Source organism: Neobacillus cucumis (assembly GCF_023715505.1).
The window spans coordinates 24,257-40,244 of sequence record NZ_JAMBOH010000004.1 but is presented as its reverse complement, the minus strand read 5'-3'; the positions used below and the strand labels follow the sequence as shown (position 1 = coordinate 40,244).

15 protein-coding genes are annotated in these 15,988 nt (G+C 37.8%); 4 read left to right on the top strand and 11 right to left on the bottom strand.

Translation table 11 applies throughout. From position 1 onward, the window contains the following. The first annotated feature begins 134 nt into the window (after window positions 1-134). From M3226_RS07525 to M3226_RS07515, 3 genes are all read left to right on the top strand, one after another. On the top strand, window positions 135-1,247 hold the full coding sequence (locus M3226_RS07525; RefSeq protein WP_251564042.1) for a metallophosphoesterase: 1,113 nt from the start codon (window positions 135-137) through the stop codon (window positions 1,245-1,247). Window positions 1,248-1,411: 164 nt separating this feature from the next. After that, complete coding sequence (locus tag M3226_RS07520) at window positions 1,412-2,692, top strand: ArsB/NhaD family transporter (RefSeq protein WP_251564040.1); 1,281 nt, start codon at window positions 1,412-1,414, stop codon at window positions 2,690-2,692. Window positions 2,693-2,815: 123 nt separating this feature from the next. After that, window positions 2,816-2,980 carry a hypothetical protein gene (locus M3226_RS07515; protein WP_251564039.1) on the top strand — a complete coding sequence of 55 codons (165 nt, stop codon included), beginning with the start codon at window positions 2,816-2,818 and terminating at the stop codon, window positions 2,978-2,980. Window positions 2,981-3,134: 154 nt separating this feature from the next. On the opposite strand, the gene M3226_RS07510 is transcribed toward M3226_RS07515, so the two are convergent. The 6 genes from M3226_RS07510 to M3226_RS07485 all read right to left on the bottom strand — a co-directional run bounded on the left by M3226_RS07510 (window position 3,135) and on the right by M3226_RS07485 (window position 9,313). After that, window positions 3,135-4,016: a LarC family nickel insertion protein gene (locus tag M3226_RS07510; RefSeq protein ID WP_251564037.1), complete on the bottom strand. Its 882-nt coding sequence runs from the start codon at window positions 4,014-4,016 to the stop codon at window positions 3,135-3,137. Continuing rightward, window positions 3,997-4,773, bottom strand: a complete 777-nt coding sequence (gene larB / locus M3226_RS07505) for a nickel pincer cofactor biosynthesis protein LarB (RefSeq protein WP_251564035.1) — start codon at window positions 4,771-4,773, stop codon at window positions 3,997-3,999. Before larB ends, M3226_RS07510 begins: the two co-directional genes overlap by 20 nt. Before the next feature lie 19 nt (window positions 4,774-4,792). Continuing rightward, on the bottom strand, window positions 4,793-6,268 hold the full coding sequence (locus tag M3226_RS07500; protein ID WP_251564033.1) for a gluconokinase: 1,476 nt from the start codon (window positions 6,266-6,268) through the stop codon (window positions 4,793-4,795). Window positions 6,269-6,372: 104 nt separating this feature from the next. Beyond that, window positions 6,373-7,176 (bottom strand): ATP-dependent sacrificial sulfur transferase LarE, encoded by an 804-nt coding sequence (gene larE, locus M3226_RS07495; protein WP_251564031.1) that lies wholly within the window; start codon window positions 7,174-7,176, stop codon window positions 6,373-6,375. Between the two features lie 79 nt (window positions 7,177-7,255). Continuing rightward, the gene (locus M3226_RS07490; protein WP_251564029.1) at window positions 7,256-8,026 is read right to left on the bottom strand and encodes an SDR family oxidoreductase; all 771 of its coding nucleotides are present in this window, start codon (window positions 8,024-8,026) and stop codon (window positions 7,256-7,258) included. Between the two features lie 18 nt (window positions 8,027-8,044). Continuing rightward, the gene (locus tag M3226_RS07485) at window positions 8,045-9,313 is read right to left on the bottom strand and encodes a lactate racemase domain-containing protein (RefSeq protein WP_251564027.1); all 1,269 of its coding nucleotides are present in this window, start codon (window positions 9,311-9,313) and stop codon (window positions 8,045-8,047) included. 243 nt (window positions 9,314-9,556) lie between these two features. On the opposite strand from M3226_RS07485, the gene M3226_RS07480 reads away from it, so the two are divergent. Further along, window positions 9,557-10,714 (top strand): ROK family transcriptional regulator, encoded by a 1,158-nt coding sequence (locus M3226_RS07480; protein ID WP_251564025.1) that lies wholly within the window; start codon window positions 9,557-9,559, stop codon window positions 10,712-10,714. 132 nt (window positions 10,715-10,846) lie between these two features. On the opposite strand, the gene M3226_RS07475 is transcribed toward M3226_RS07480, so the two are convergent. The 5 genes from M3226_RS07475 to M3226_RS07455 form a co-directional block, all read right to left on the bottom strand. Further along, window positions 10,847-11,704 (bottom strand): sugar phosphate isomerase/epimerase family protein, encoded by an 858-nt coding sequence (locus M3226_RS07475; RefSeq protein WP_251564023.1) that lies wholly within the window; start codon window positions 11,702-11,704, stop codon window positions 10,847-10,849. Beyond that, entirely contained in the window at window positions 11,691-12,677 is a 987-nt protein-coding gene (locus M3226_RS07470; protein WP_251564524.1) for a Gfo/Idh/MocA family protein, read from the bottom strand. Before M3226_RS07470 ends, M3226_RS07475 begins: the two co-directional genes overlap by 14 nt. A gap of 114 nt (window positions 12,678-12,791) precedes the next feature. Beyond that, window positions 12,792-13,949, bottom strand: a complete 1,158-nt coding sequence (locus M3226_RS07465; protein WP_251564021.1) for a Gfo/Idh/MocA family protein — start codon at window positions 13,947-13,949, stop codon at window positions 12,792-12,794. Window position 13,950: 1 nt separating this feature from the next. Next, the gene (locus M3226_RS07460; protein ID WP_251564019.1) at window positions 13,951-14,838 is read right to left on the bottom strand and encodes a sugar phosphate isomerase/epimerase family protein; all 888 of its coding nucleotides are present in this window, start codon (window positions 14,836-14,838) and stop codon (window positions 13,951-13,953) included. 31 nt (window positions 14,839-14,869) lie between these two features. Continuing rightward, on the bottom strand, window positions 14,870-15,769 hold the full coding sequence (locus tag M3226_RS07455) for an AraC family transcriptional regulator (RefSeq protein WP_251564017.1): 900 nt from the start codon (window positions 15,767-15,769) through the stop codon (window positions 14,870-14,872). Window positions 15,770-15,988: the final 219 nt, after the last annotated feature.

The following is a 15,988-nucleotide window of genomic DNA, read 5'->3' as shown; positions in this document are numbered from 1 at the left end:
GTTCTAATTTAAATATTTTTAGCGAAATCACTTTCTAGTGTTTCATGCATGCAAATACATCTGCCGCGGATAAATTGAAAAGAAAGACCCATACTAAGATTACTCTACACCTAGACATGTAGGAGGTAATCATAATGAAAAGAAGAATAATAACTTTACTTTCTCTTCAGATTATTTTCTTTACTTATGCATCTAATACTTTTGCAGCCGAGACAGGAAAAACTAGTCAGACATTGGTCGATTTACGGATCTTAGAAACGACAGATATACATGCAGATTTGATGAATTATGATTACTATCAAACAAAAGTAGACAATCGAATAGGTCTGGTTAAAACGTCAACACTTATCAGGGAAGCACGTAAGGAAAGTAAAAACACTTTATTATTTGATGATGGAGACCATTTAAAGGGAAATCCACTCGGTGAGTATTTGGCCAGAATCAGAGGAATGCATAAAGGAAAAACACATCCTGTTTACCGGGCATTTAATTATTTAAAATATGATGCAATTGCGATTGGAAATCATGAATTTAACTATGGATTAAGTTTTTTAAATACTGCCTTAAAAGGGGCAAAGATGCCTGTCCTTAATGCAAATGTGTTTTCGGTAAAAACAAATAAACCATACTTTAAACCCTATACTATTTTAAAAAGAAAAATAGTCGATCAGAGCGGTAACTCACATGAACTAAAAATTGGTGTTATTGCCTTGATGCCTACCCATATAATGAAGTGGGACAAGGCCAATCTTGAAGGAAAAGTGTTTGCAAAACCAATGGTTGAAACAGCTAAGGAGTTTGTACCAATTATAAAGGCAGATGGGGCTGATATTATTATCGCTCTAGCCCATACAGGGATTAGTAGTGAACCATATCAAGATGATACGGAAAACGCCGTTTATTACTTAACTCAAATCCCTGAAATCGATGTCGTTCTGGCAGGTCATTCACATAGCGTATTCCCAGGGCCTGTCTATAAAAATCTGCCAAATACTAATTTGGAGACAGGGGAAATCAACGGTAAACCTGTCGTAATGGCTGCTGCCTTTGGAAGCAGACTTGGAATCATTGATCTTAAATTAAGCCATCGAAATGGAAAATGGCAGATAGTTGCCCAAAAATCATACACAAAACCAATTGCCGACGAAAAGGGAAAATCTCTAGTCAAGACAGATAAAGGATTATATAGACTAGTAAAAGAGGAGCATGAGGAGATGGTTGATTTTATTAAGAAATTAGGTTTGTAAATACCTTAGAACTTTAGGGGTAAGCCCCTTTACATCCTATGTATAGTTTTATACAATAAAACATATAATAGATATGTTGTTTTTTGGTGGAGTCTGTCAAAACAGGCTCCTTTTTTGCATTTTTTCAATGAATGTAAGAATACAGAGGGAGAAGTGGTTCATACGTGTCAACACAAGCAATTATTGCAATAGTAGTATTTTTATTTACCTACGCCTTTATTGTCACTGAAAAGATTCACCGCACAATTATCGCCATGGCTGGCGGAATTATAATGGTCCTGTTAGGAATTGTTGGTCAAGAAAAGGCCTTACATCACATTGATTTTAATACACTCGGATTGTTGACAGGGATGATGATTATTGTCGCGATTACATCTGAAACAGGCTTGTTCAAGTATATCGCCATATGGGCAGCTAAAAAAGTGAAAGGCGATCCATTGAAGATATTAGTAGCACTTGGGATTATTACAGCATTAGGCTCAGCCTTTTTAGATAATGTCACTACCGTCCTGCTTATGGTTCCGGTAACATTTAGTATCACAAGGCAATTACGGGTAAATCCGATTCCGTTTTTAATTACAGAGATTATCGCTTCCAACATTGGCGGAACCTCTACCTTAATTGGCGACCCCCCAAATATCATGCTAGGAAGCGCTGTGAAAGAATTAACGTTTATGGCATTTATCAATAATCTGACTGCTATTTCTTTTTTCATTTTATTTGTAAATGTCGGTATTCTAGCCTTTATCTATCGTAAACAGCTCCGAACATCACCAGAATTGAAAGCTAGTTTAATGGACCTTGACGAAAAGGAAGAAATTACGGATAAGACACTATTAATGAAGTCATTAACAGCATTGCTTTTAACAATTGTGGGATTTTTCCTGCATCAACTGCTTCATATTGAATCGGCGACCGTTGCGTTAGCAGGTGCCTTCCTTTTACTTCTATTAACAGGGGAAGAATATTTGGATAAGTCTTTTTTAAAGGTAGAGTGGACAACCATTTTCTTCTTTATTGGGTTGTTCGTCCTTGTCTCAGGATTGATCGAAACAGGAGTTATTTCTCTACTAGCTGATTACTCCGTCCATTTGACCGGCGGAGATGTGGCATCCACATCGATTCTAATTCTTTGGGTTAGTGCGATTGCCTCAGCCTTTATCGATAACATTCCATTCGTAGCCACGATGATTCCGATGATAAAGGATATGGGTGAATTGGGCATTCAAAATTTGGAACCACTCTGGTGGAGCCTGTCTCTAGGAGCATGTCTTGGGGGAAATGGTACATTGATCGGTGCAAGCGCTAACGTTATTGTAGCTGGTCTTGCCGCAAAGGAAGGATACCCGATTACGTTTGGAAAGTTTTTACTAATTGCTTTTCCATTAATGCTCCTTTCTATCGTGATTTGTACCATTTACATTTATTTAAGATACTTAATATAGGAGGATTTTGATGAGAGTCGAGTATACGTATGACAAAAAGCTTATTGAACTAAATGAAACGGCTAATGGTAATGATATTGAGTTTTTATTACGCTATTTGATAGTGAGTTAAAGAAAAGCCTTATGGAAGTACGACAATATTTTGATGATAATAGCGTTTTAACCGATATCCATTATTACATACATCCGAATAACAACTATCAGGTGATTGTGAGAAATGATTTTTACAATGAATTTATCATTCAATTATTTAGGCAGCAACTATTAAAAGAGATAAAATGGGCTTGAAGAAAGCTGCCAAAAATATGGCAGCTTTTATTTTATGACATATGAAAGTATAAAAGTTTTTAACCTTTATACTTGTCTAGCTCCGGTTAAAAAGCAACCTTTTGGCCTGCTCGTCTTATGCTAGTCGGGGCTGACCAAGGCGCTTGCGCCTTTCTTAATCACCGATAATTACTCGAAGTACGTTGGGATGTTGTTTAAAGGTTTTTGTTCCTGCCCCATAGCCAATTGAAGATATTTTCATTGAAGGGATGGGCCCGAATTCCTCAGCGAGTACAGCAATAATGGCCGCTCCAGTTGGTGTGGTTAACTCTGCCCTTATGTCTGACTGCTCAATTGGTACTCCTTTTAGAATTTCTAGTGTTGCAGGAGCCGGAACAGGATAAATTCCATGGTCAATATGGATTCTTCCCGTTCCCACTGGGATCGGGGATGACTTTATTGTTTCAACGTTTAATTGATGAATGAATATCGCTGCGCCTATTATATCGATAATAGAATCAATGGCACCTACTTCATGGAAATGAACCTTTTCTAAAGGAATCCCGTGGATAAGCCCTTCCGCCTCTCCAATTCTTTTAAATATCTTTAGAGCCGTTTCTTTGACTGGAATAGAGAAATCAGCTGCTTCAATTAACTCTACAATATCTTTATATGCACGATGTGTATGGTGATGGTGATCATGGTGTTCATGAGCATGGGTATATTTATGTTCGTGATCATGGCTGTGATCATGATCATGGCTGTGACCATGTTCGTGATCATGTTCATGATCATGGCTGTGCTCATGTTCGTGATCATGACTGTGCTCTTGGTGATTATGAGTCTGCTCAGAGCTATTTAGTAGAATCACATCAAACTTCGTACTGGTGATTCCATTCTTAACAATTCTTTTCCATTTCAAATCATATTCATCTTCTATTTGCAGCTTCTTCAATTCTGCCACTAAAAGATTCGGGTCTGCCCCTGCATCGATTAGCGCACCGAGGACCATATCCCCGCTTATTCCTGAAAAACAATCAAAGTATAGTGTTTTCATTTTTTACGGTTTCCCCTTTTTGTGCAAGTTGGTGAATTAAGACTGCATTATAGCCTCCGCCAAATCCATTATCAATATTGACAACACTTATTCCTGAAGCACATGAGTTTAGCATTGTTAACAGGGCTGACAACCCATGAAAATTTGCTCCGTAACCAATACTTGTTGGTACTGCAATTACTGGATGGGAGACAAGACCGCCAACTACACTTGGAAGGGCTCCTTCCATTCCTGCAACCACAACAGATACAGTTGCTTGTTGAATTTCCTCAGCATGGTTCAATAAACGATGTATTCCTGCAACTCCTACATCATAAATGCGATGAACATGACTGCCTAAAACCTCTGCAGTAACCGCTGCTTCCTCAGCCACCCTTAAATCCGAGGTACCTGCGGCTATTACAGCAATGTAGCCCTCTTTATTTTTTATTGGCCCGGTTTCATCTTTCAGAAAAAGAATATGTGCTGTCTCATTATAAGTAAGTTCCGGACAAGTATTCAGGATAACTACTGCCTTTTCTTTAGAAACTCTTGTGACAAGGATTTCGTTATTCCGGGCCCTTAAAGCTTGAACAATAGAGATGATTTGATCAGCCGTTTTTCCTTCGCCATAAATGACCTCAGCAAAGCCTTGACGTTTCTTACGATGATGGTCCACTTTCGCAAAGCCTAGATTTTCAAAGGTCGCTAATCTTTCTTTAGCCTCTGTAATACTAAGGGTTCCTGTTTGAACTTGTTTTAATATTTCATCAAGCATAAGCTTCCCCCTAACTTTCCTATCTAAAATACTTTTTCATATCTTTAGCCAATTCGATGTAATTCTGATAAATCCTCTTATAGATTTCACTGGTATCCTTATTTGGTAAGGTCGCTTTCCCCATGGGTATATTCTTTTTAATATCTTCAAAAGATTCTACTTTATGAATCGCGACAAGGGCTGTCCATGCAGCGCCCCAGGCAGCACTGTGGTGGCTTTCCGAAACATAAATCTCTGCTTCAAAAATATCCGCCATCATTTGCAGCCACAATGGAGATCTGGCTAGACCGCCATTAACATAAATCTTTTGCGGCTCTCCTGCTAACCGTTCCAAGGCTTTTCCTATTTGATAGAGATTAAAAGTAATCCCTTCTAGCACGGCTCGAATAAAATGTTCTTTTTTATGAGTTATGGAAACTCCATAGAAATTACCTTTTGCCCGTTGATTCCAGATAGGAGCTCGTTCACCATTTAAATAAGGAAGAAAGAGAATTCCATCTGCCCCCGGCGCAGCCTTTTTTGCATCGGCTAGAAAATCTGTAAAACTTCGATCGTCTTCTAAAAGGTCCTTTAGCCATTGCAGAACTACTCCTCCATTGTTAGTTGGGCCGCCAATAATAGAGGTATCCTCTGTAAAGGAATAACAGAAAGTTTCTTGACTTTCACTAATCCTTACTCCTTTTGTAAGCTGCCGGATTGCTCCACTTGTACCTACAGATACAGCCACTTCTCCAGGCAGGATGGCTCCTATGCCGAGATTGGCCAATTGGCCGTCTGCAGCGCCAACAACAAAGGGCATTTGCGGGTTTATTCCCATTTCTGCAGCCTTTGATTGGTTAATGCCTATTAGGGTTTTCGTCGGAGGAACAATTTCTGAAAGCTGCTTTTCTTTTATACCAGCAAGTTCTAATAATTCTTGTTCCCATTTATGTGTTTCCGGGTTGAATAATCCTGTTGCTGATGCCATGGAATAGTCAATCACCCTTTTACCAAACCAGCATTGCAGTAAGTATTCCTTAATAGACATAAAGTATTGGGCTTTTCTGTAAGGTTCATATTCTGTTTCTTTCATCCAGACTAGCTTTACAAATGGTGTCATTGGGTGAACCGGAGTTCCGGTTTGGGAATAAACCTTATCTCCCCTTGTTTTTATTATCTTTTCAGCTTGTTCATAACTCCTGCCATCCGCCCAAATGAGTGCTGGAGAAATAGGTGTTCCCTCTTCACCGATACAAACTAATGAGTGCATAGCAGCAGAAAAACCTATTGTAACTAATTCATTTTTGTCGATGGCTGCTTTATCTATAACTTCTCTAATTGCTAGGATTGCAGCCTGTTCAATTTCGATAGGGTCTTGCTCCACCCAGCCCTGGTGGGGATAAAAGGATGTGTTCATTTTCTCTACTTCGGCTACTAATTTTCCGTTTAAAGTAAACACACACGCTTTTACACTTGTTGTTCCAATATCAAGCCCCATTACAAATTCACTTGACATAAATTTCATCTTCCTTTATTTATAATTATCCATTTTTTAAAAGAAAAGGCTTTGGATTCTTCCAAAGCCTTTTCTTTTACTCTTATCAAAACCCGAGGCAAATACTATTTAGTTAGAACTTTGTTCATACTTCCGCTCTGATAACCAACTAAGTCAAGGGTAATGTATTTGTAACCAAAGTCTTGAAGTTGTTTAACTATTTGTTCATGCTGATTTAAAACAATAGCCATATCGCTTGGTTCTACTTCTATCCTTGCAATATCCTGATGTGTTCTTACCCGTACTTGGCGAATTTGAAGTGATCTTAGATAATCCTCAGCCTTTTCAACCTTGGATAATTTCTCCTTAGTAATAAACTCACCATAGGCTATTCTCGATGAAAGACAGGCTAAAGAGGGTTTATTCCAAATTGGCAAATTAAAAACTTTGGAAAGTTCTCTAATTTCTTCTTTATAGAGGTCCGCTTCTTGCAGCGGACCCCGAATCCCCTTTTCTTTAGCTGCCTTCATGCCAGGGCGAAATTCATTCATATCGTCAGCGATGACACCATAAATCACATTTTGAAACCCCTTTTCATTCATTACAGGGATTAAGTGATCGAATAAACTGCTTTTACAAAAATAGCAACGATTCTTATTGTTCTCTGCATAGCCCGGGATGGCCAGCTCGGAGGTTTCGATGACTTGGTGTTTAGCACCAATTTTTTCTGCTAGTTTCTTTGCCTCTTCCAATTCACTTGAGGGATAGCTTTCAGAGTCTGCTGTTACCGCAAGTACCTGCTCCGTACCTAATGTTTCAACCGCAGCTTTTAACAAAAACGTACTATCTACCCCTCCTGAAAATGCAACAACAACTGATTTCATCTCACGGAGAATGGATTGTAATTTTTTATACTTCTCTGTCAGCATTTCCCCAACTCCCCCGACTTTCTTTAATTTCTATCCTACTTTAACATATTTAAAAAAAAGCTACTTTATGTGACAATGACTAAATCGTCATACTTCCAAATCCGCCATCTACTCTTATCAAGGCACCAGTAACAAAGCTTGATGCTTTTTCCGATGCAAGCCACACTGTCGCACCTTGAAGTTCTTCGGCTTCGCCAAAACGATTCATCGGTGTATGTCTCATGATGTTTTCAATTCTTTCTGCATCCAAAATCTTTCTGTTTTGTTCAGCAGGAAAGAAACCAGGAATAATAGCATTTACACGAATTCCATTTGGAGCAAACTCACGAGCTAAATATTGTGTAACACTATTAAGACCTGCTTTTGATACAGAATACGTAAATACCCGAGAAAGAGGTGTGGTTGAAGATACAGAAGAAATATTAATAATACTTCCCTTTCTATCTTGTTCAATCATCCTTTTCGCAAAGATCTGACAAGCTAACACAATTCCTTTAAGGTTAATTTCCATAATTTTATCATATTCATCCATTTCAAGTTCAAGAAATGGTGTTGAACTATTCGTTCCCGGTGCATTTAAGAGGATATCACACCCGCCTGACCATTGGTCAATGTCATCTGCTACTTTCATTAAGGAGTCACGAGAACTAACATCGGCTTGAAATGCCTTTGCTTCCCCGCCATTTGCGGTAATTTCCTGAACAACAGCTTCAGCCTTTTCTAAATTACGTCCGACAATGGCTACTCTTGCTCCATGCTCCGCTAAACCTTTTGCCATCGCTGATCCTAATACACCATTTCCCCCGATTGCAACTGCTGTTTTCCCTGTTAAATCAAATAAATTTGACATATCTATCTCTCCTCTTGTTTAAAATAAATTTCCTTTTTCATCAAATTGAAATTCATATACATCTGAAATTTGCTCCATATTCGGATGCTGCGCTATGTATGGAAGCAAAGGCTCAGAAACTTCAATCTCACTAAGCACTAATGTATTTTTAATCCTAACCAATTTAACCTTTGTAAAATCTAAGATATTACAGGTTTTAACAGCTGCTTGAATAGCCATTTTATCATTTGGCAAGGTAGTAGCAATTTTTGTAGGTGCACAAACGGTTGAAGTCAAACCATTCGCATAAGTGCCTTCTTTATCCATCTTATCTACCAGCCGCTGGGTAGTAAAATCTGCTGTCCCTACTCCATTCGCATTTCCCTCTGATTGAACGGTTACGTCAAGCACGACCATTTTGTTTACATCAGGTCCGCCAGATGCATACGGGGTTGGATAGCGCCCGGTAATGTTTGGATCCATGCCATCACCGCTAATATTTTTACCAATCTCATCAATCAAAAGGACATCCAATTGATCAAAGAAAAGCTTCGGCAATAACTCTTTGGCTTGCTTTTGTAGTGCAGGTTCTTTTTCCACAATTTCCTCAGGAGTAAGTACTTCGAGCACTGCCACTTTATCAAAGGCATTCTCAATTGTTGCTACTCCAAACAGGAATGGTGTTTTTTCCATAATCACCTTTGCCATTGCCGGCACATTTTCAGCCATATATTTAAAGCCCATTTGGTGACATGCTTCTGCGCCTTTTTGCTTCCCTAGACCAATACTAATCATCTTCATAATTCCACTTTCGACTGGTCCCCGGAAAGCTGTATGTGGTTTTACCCGATTAATGACCACAATGCCATCTGCTTTTGACGCAAACTTATCAACATAGATAGGTAATCCATTAGGTAATTCCCCAACTTTCACCACTTCCATCGATGAGCGGATTTCACAACCGACAGCAGCTTCTGTTACGCCAAGATGGGCCAATACCTCACGCTGTCCCTCGGCCGTTGCACCGCCGTGGCTACCCATACTAGGAACGATGAATGGTTTCGCACCTAGCTCCTTTAGGAATTGCACCGTTACCGCTGTTAATTCTACGAGCCGGTCAAGCCCTCTACTCCCAACAGCAATAGCAATTTCCATCCCAGGCTGAATTTTTTCTTGAATATGTACGCGGTTTAATTTCAACTTTAATTCTTGCCCAAGGTCGTCAATCTTATTGTTTTCAAACTTTACTTTCACTTTAGCCATTTTGGGTACCGGAATATCCTTTAATAGTTCTTGCAGAATTCCCATATTTTTATATCCTCCTTTGTTTAATTTAAGTTTACCTCATTGTTATCTATTCAATGTATGAACAGGGAGTATGAATTCTTAACTGTAATCCCTTTCAAATTGACCTTTTTAAAATAATTTGGAATCTTTTAATTAATTTGTTTACCAAACAAACTAATTACCTGTATAATATATCATTATGGCTTGCATACGTCAATAAATAAATATGTGATATTTTCTTTTAAAAAGACAAGGAGGTTTTTTATGCTCACTGGTGATGCATCACTAATCAAAAAAATGAATAGATCGTTAATATTAAGTACAATTATTGAGCATAAATCAATTTCGAGGGCAGAGATTGCTAAAGTTACAGGACTAAATAAAGCAACTATTTCTGTGCAGGTTTCAGAGCTATTGGATCATGCATTTATAGTCGAATCACAATTAGAACACAAAAGTCTAGGGAGAAGACCGATTATGCTATCAATTAACCAAAAAGCCGGTTTCGCCTTGGGAATTGATCTTGATAAGACTACGATTACCTTTACTCTGGCTGATTTGAGTGGTTGTGCCGTACACACGGACGTTATCGACCTGCCAGTCTCTAATTACGAAGTCATTTTTGATATACTAACCCAGCAAATTAAAAATTACCAATTTAAATGTGAACAAACTCATTACGGCCTTATTGGAGTCGTCCTTGGAATTCACGGAATTGTGGATACCAATGAAATAATTTATTTTGTTCCACAACATGGATGGAAAAACAAAAACTTAAAAAAAGACCTAGAAAATGAACTTGGCATTAATATATACATTGAAAATAATGCGAATTTATGTTCAATTGCGGAAAAGGTTTACAAACACCATCATAGTAACAACTTACTATCTGTAAGCTTATATTCTGGTATTGGACTTGGATTTATGATAAATGGTAAATTGTTAAAGGGCTATCATGGATATGCAGGAGAAATTGGCCATATGATAATTGTGCCCAATGGTGTACCTTGCAGCTGCGGAAATTCAGGCTGTTGGGAACAGTATGCCTCAGAAAATAGCCTTACTCGTCGTATAACTCAAGTCCAACAAACACTTGATTTTAGTTTCGAGGATATCCTGACTGGATTAAAGGAACAAGAACCAACAATTCTTAAAGAAATGGAACATTTTATAGAATATCTTTCCATCGGACTAAATAATCTAATTAATCTTTATAACCCAGAAATTTTGGTCGTAAATAGTGAATTGCTTCGTTTGTATCCTAATGCTGCTGAAGAACTTAAAGCCCACCTTACTTCTACTATAAGTCATTACTCTGAGCTGTTAGTATCGGAGTTCGGAAAAAAAGCATGTATCATGGGAGCATGTGCATTAGGAATTCAAAAGTTTTTAGGAGTTTCTGAGCTTAGTTTAACTTTATAAGGATGACTCAATTAGGCCCTCGTCACTGAGGTCCTTTTTAATTAACGTCAACTGGTTTGTCTAAAACTCGATCCAAAGAAAAGTGCCAGACACCTTGTGCCTGACACCTGCCTCTTTTATAGCTGATTGCATTTAAAACCAATCTCCATAACCTAACTCTCTTAAATAGTCCCCCGAATCCTTTAACGTATCAAATGGATCGCGGCCATAAGTATCATCTTGCTCAATTAGGAAATATTGTACACCGCTTTCAATACCAGCTTCTATTATACCCTTTATGTCCAAGTTACCTTGACCAAGTTCTGCAAACTCGATTATATTTGTGAACTTTTGCATGAACTTAGACATATCTTTAAAATCTTCTTCACTTACATTCATATTTCCAATTCGATAATCTTTTAAGTGGATTAATGAGACACGACCTGCAAATCTATTAATCACATTTATCGGATTCTCGCCACCTCTTTGAGCCCAGTGGACATCTAGCTCAAAGCCGAGTTTAGAAGTGTTGTTTTTCATAATGTCCAACAAACATTCTCCATCATATTTTTCAAATTCTATATGGTGGTTATGATAATATAATTCTATTCCATGCTCCGCTAGTCTTTCTGCCATAGCTTCTGCATTACTTATATACTCCATAACTTGGTCCTTATGGCCCATTAATTGGATCGGCATCATACCAATGCGGATAAAGTTACAATCTAATGTTTTGCAATCATTCACAATTTTATCAAAGTCCTCTGTCAATGATTCACCTGGCATGCCTGGCATGGTATCTAAAGGAGCTGAGATAGATGCAATTTTGATCCCAAAATCAACACTTGCTCTTCTTAATTCAGCTACATTTTCTTCAGTCATTTGAATTTGAGTTACTTCGACATAATGAAAGCCAAGCTCACTTAACTTTCTTAATGTTTCATATGCACCAAGCTCCACAATTTTTTCTTTAAGGTTAAACATTTGAACGCCAATTTTAGCTGTTTGCATGTTGTAATTCCTCCATTTTTATTATCCTTTTTTCTTCTGAGGATTGGCGAATTGCGTCAATCATTTTCATCGATGTAAGGGCATCTTTAACCTTTACATAATTCTCGGAGTTATTTATTATTGCGGAATAAAATTGATTGATTAATTTAATATGGCTTGCCCCGTAATAGAATTTTGTACCTGGCATCTTGGCATCTTCAATCAATTTTTCTTTCTTTCCGTCTCCATTGATTTTTGTTAAAACACTATCTTTGATGGTGAATTTTCCTTTTTCAAAGGATACCTCTAGCTCGACACTTGAATTTTCCGCATTGGCATTGGTGGCAAAAAATAATCCTTTTGCACCATTTTTAAATTTAATATGAGCTGAAGCTGTATCTTCAACCTCAATCCCGTAATCCAATAATTGATCGATGGACCCTCTAATCGAATCAATCTCACCACCAAGCAACTGGATTAAATCGATGGTATGGAGGGCTTGGTTAATCATCACTCCGCCACCAGCAAACTCCATCTTTCCACGCCAAGGTTTCACATCGTAATATTCTTTTGGTCGATACCAAGTAACTAATCCTTTTATCCCCATCATCTTGCCCAATTGACCGCTAGCGATAATTTCTTGCAGCAATTCAAAGGACTCATTGCAGCGATTTTGAAAGCAGACACAAATTTTAGTGTGATGCTCATCCTCTAGCTTCGCTAAAGCCAAACCTTCCTTTGTATTTAAAGACAAAGGCTTCTCCTGAAAGACATGAACACCATTTTCAACACAGACTTTTGTAACTGGATAGTGAAGATTATGCGGCAAACAAACATGCACACAATCCAATGATTCTTTCTTTAGCATTTCTTGATAGTCAGTATAAAAGTTTACATCAGGTACGGTATTCCTTAATGATTCATTAAGATCACATACTGCCACTAACTCGGCACTAGGGTTTGCTTGTATAGCTGGAATATGAATTTTTGATATATCGCCAAGTCATATAACTGCTATTTTGAGCATCAGCTATTCCCCTTTAAAATGAACCCGAAGAGGAAGAAAGACTCCCCGAGTTCGTTTAGATTTATAGATTAATAATATTGATTATTTAATTGGATTCTCTTTTTCTTCTTCCACTTTTTTACTCAACTCTGCGAAGTATAACTCTTCATCAATTGGAAGTTCTACTTCTTTACCTAACCAGCTCGAAAGGTGAATTGCATTTGCCAGGGCAACGCCATTGATTCCGTCACTGCCAGGTGCAAGAAGTGGGGTTCCTTCCACAATATTCGCTGCAAAGTTTTCCATTACCGCAATATGCTGACCGCCCCAAACACTTTCAAATTCAATTACTTCTTCTGTATATATTTCAGATAAGCCCTGACCCATGAAAATTTTTGTTACATCTGCCCAGCTCATGGTTGCGCTCATTTCAGATTCAGATTTTTTAAGACGTTTAACCGTTATTTTTTTGCTGTCATCGACAACAATTTTTCCTTTATCCCCCAAAATTTCAAAGCGGTCAGTTCCCATAACATCGTGCGTACACGTAATAAATACGCCTGTTGCTCCATTACCATAGTCTAAGATTGTCGTTACTTCATCTTCTACAGCGATATTTCTTTGGTAGCCGTATTTTACATTAGAATAGACCTTTTTAGGCATACCACAAATCCACTGAAGCAAATCAATTTGGTGTGGTGCCTGATTGACAAGGACACCGCCGCCTTCGCCGCCCCATGTTGCTCTCCATGCGCTTTGGTCATAATAGCCTTGTGGTCTCCACCAAGTCGTAATGATCCAGTTTGTACGACGAATTTGGCCAATTTCACCATTATCAATAATTTCTTTCACCTTTTGATAGAGTGGATTTGTCCGTTGATTAAACATAATTCCGAAGGTTAATTCTGGTTTTGTTGCAGCAAATTCATTTAATTCTCTTACTTGTTTTGTATAAACACCTGCAGGCTTTTCTACCAATGCATGGATATCTCTTTTAAGTGCTTCAATTCCCATTTCAGGGTGCAGATAATGTGGAACACAAGTTACTACAGCGTCAACTTTACCGCTTTCAAGCATATCAATATAGTCATCATAAAATGGAACTTCAGGATATTTTTCAGCTGCCAATTCCTTTTTCGCTGGGTCAATGTCACAGATTGCTCCAAGAACCATGTTTTTCACTTTTCCTTCTGCTAAAAATCCTGCGTAGGCTCCGCCCTGTGCTCCTAAGCCAATAATTCCTAATCTAACATTTGCCATTTTATTTTTCCCCGCTTTCTATTTTTTCAAGAATGTTTAATAGTGACTCATATTGAAGTTTGTACCCACCTGCACCATCAAGACCTTTGTTATCTTTAATAATCTCTTGAGCATCTTCAAGTTCCAAGTCCTTTAAAGAATCAAAGAGAACAAGATGAGGTTCGAGTGTTAGGAAGCCTTTGTAACCGCTTTGAATTGCTTGTGCCAAAATTTCAGGTATTTTACCTTCCCCAGTACCGCAGACCACGTTTTGACTATCCGTTGTGACAGCGTCTTTGATGTGTATATAGACAATTTCTTCTTTTAACAAATCGTAGCATTCCTGGGTATCCTCGCCACACTGAACAAAGTTAGCAAAATCAAAGATAGCCTTAAAATAGGCTGAACCAACCTCTTTCAAAATCTCATGACAGCGTCTAGCAATGTCCCCATAAATGTCCTTTTCATTTTCGTGTAATAAAATAACATCAAATTTTTCTGCAATAGCTGCAAACTCTTTTATTTTGCCAATTACTTCATCTCTGTAGTTGTCGGCTTCTTCACCCTTTGGAATATAAAAGCTAAAAATACGAATGTATTTACAATCTAACAAGTTAGCAATCTGGCAAAGTGTAGCTAACATGGTCTTTTGTTTGGCAAATCCCTCTTCATCATTGATGAACACCTTACCGATTGGCGATCCAATCGAAGAAATACCAATCCCGGCTCTATGAAGCCGTGGCTGGACACTTTCTTTTATCTCTTCCACCGTAAAATCACCAATATTTTTTCCATCGATACCCCGCAAGGAAATATAACGCATTCCTAATTTTGCTACAACTTCAAGCTGAGTATTAAAATCAGAAGAGATTTCATCCGAAAAACCGGAAATTAATAAATCATTATTCATTTCTTATTCCTCCTTCTTTTACAAGGATTTTTTACTTGAGCTTTTCCTTACGATATTGTGAAGGCGTTTTACCCACCTTTTCTTTAAAATATCTACTAAAATGGGCAACACTCTCAAACCCAGCTGACCGCGAAACATCTGTAAGCGTTCGATCTGGTTCCATCTCCAATAAATACTTCACCTGATTGAGCCGGCACCCCATTACATATTCCATTACCGTAAAACCAGTAACTTCCTTAAAGACGTGTGAGGCATAATACTTACTGAGATTTAATTCTGCTGCTATCCGCTCCAAACTAACCTTTTCGAAATAGTGATCATTAATCCAGGATGCAATTGACTCAGCATGATCTTCCTTATCGGTCTTTTTACTCGTTATTTGAGATAATTCCTTTTGACTCATCTTATAGATTCTTAGTAATAATTGAATTAACTCAAGTTTAACCTCTGCTTCTAAAAGCTCATTTTTCTTACCGGTCCTTTGAAAGTCTACATCAATTAGTTCCAACGAAGCCGCTATTTCCTTAATCTTTCCATCAACAATTTGCCCTGATTCATCATAACCTGTTCGTAGTAAGCAATTGTTAAGTTTTTTAAAGGGATCTAATAAATTAGGAATTCCAAGAGTACCCAACAATTCACGAAGCCAAGTAGGCGAAAAATGAAGCATACTTCTTGTGTAGGTGCTGCCTATACCTGGATTTGGTTTATGCAATGTCATCCCATCCAACAATATAATGTCACCAGGCTGTAATTCATAAATTCGATTGTTAATTAAGTACTTACAATCACCTGAATGAAAAAAATAAATCTCATATTCTCGGTGTGAGTGAAAATTAAATGAGTTGTCTAAACCTTGTAACCGATAAAAAGCAGTTATCCATTCATCCATTACTTTTCTTCTATAAGTAGACGAACTCAACTTATCCATTAGTTCCACACCCCTATAAGTAAGCGTTAACAACTGATTTGCTAACGAACCATGTTTTCATTATATTGCACCCCATAGTAAAAATCATTCTCTAAAAATGCTCAAATATCTCTCTTTTTTGTCTTATATTGCTTTTTATAAAAAATTTCCAGTCAAAACAATAAACAGCAAAAAAATAGAGACTAACCAACCCTTATGGGCAGATTAGTCTCTATAAAT